The sequence below is a fragment of the Streptomyces tyrfis genome (assembly GCF_037034285.1).
Taxonomy (GTDB): Bacteria; Actinomycetota; Actinomycetes; order Streptomycetales; family Streptomycetaceae; genus Streptomyces.
In genome coordinates, this window is record NZ_JBAGJZ010000120.1 from 1 (window position 1) to 879 (window position 879).

1 protein-coding gene and 1 pseudogene are annotated in these 879 nt (G+C 70.0%); both read left to right on the forward strand.

The genetic code is table 11. The features are described from left to right. Nucleotides 1-340: pseudogene (locus WA762_RS35465) on the forward strand (hypothetical protein); the annotation flags it as partial. Further along, nucleotides 337-879 (forward strand): hypothetical protein (locus WA762_RS35470; RefSeq protein ID WP_335941712.1); only part of this gene is annotated, 543 nt, incomplete at its 3' end. The pseudogene WA762_RS35465 and the gene WA762_RS35470, both read left to right, overlap by 4 nt.

The following is an 879-nucleotide window of genomic DNA, read 5'->3' on the forward strand; positions in this document are numbered from 1 at the left end:
CTGGGTGGCCGTCCAGGCCGTCGACCTGGGCAACAAGGCCGGGAACAAGGCCATCCACGCAGCGACCGGCGCGAACGACGGCGGCACCCTCGCCCACGGTTCCATGGGAGCACTGACCTACCCCGGGGCCTGTGCGGTCCTGGTCATGGCCATCGTGGGCGGCATCGCCTGGAAGGCCGCCGGGAAGACGGACAAGAAGCGCATGCTGGGCGGCGTCTTCAGCGGCCTGACCCTGTGCGCGACCGCCGGATTCGCACAGGCCATGGCATGGGTTCCCGACCTCTACAACACCGTCGGGGAACAGGCCGTCAACGTGCTGAACGGGGGACTGCCCCTGTGACCGGCAACGCCGAAGCAGCACCCGACACGGCCACCTTCGCCGAACACGCCACCGAGCTGAAAGAGCGGGGCGCGGAGCTGAAGGAACGCGCGGCGGATGCAGAGGAGAAAGCCAAGCAGGCGAGTGCCTGGGCGATCCGGCTGGTGCAGACGCTGGGGGAGGGCACCGTTCTCCTCGGCAAGTCGCTCGCGGCCCGGTTGAAAGGCTGGTGCTTGCAAGGGCACAGGTCGGACCTCAAAGGCATCAGTGCCGACCTGGGCATCTACCTGCGCGGCGGTCTCCTGGCCGCCGCCGCATACGGCCTGTGGCGGGTGGTGGACACCCGCCCCGCGCTGATGTGGCCACTGACCGGCGTGTGGTGCATCGCCGCCCTCCGCACCAAGGTCAAGGCAGGCAAGGCGGGCAAGGCGGAAGCCGCCCAGGAGACCTTGTCCGAGGGCGGGGAGGAGGCCGCCGAGAAGGGCGCGGACCGCCCTTCTCCGGAGGCGTTCGTGCACCTCCTCCACGACCTGGTCCAGGAGCACTCCGAACCGGGCCGG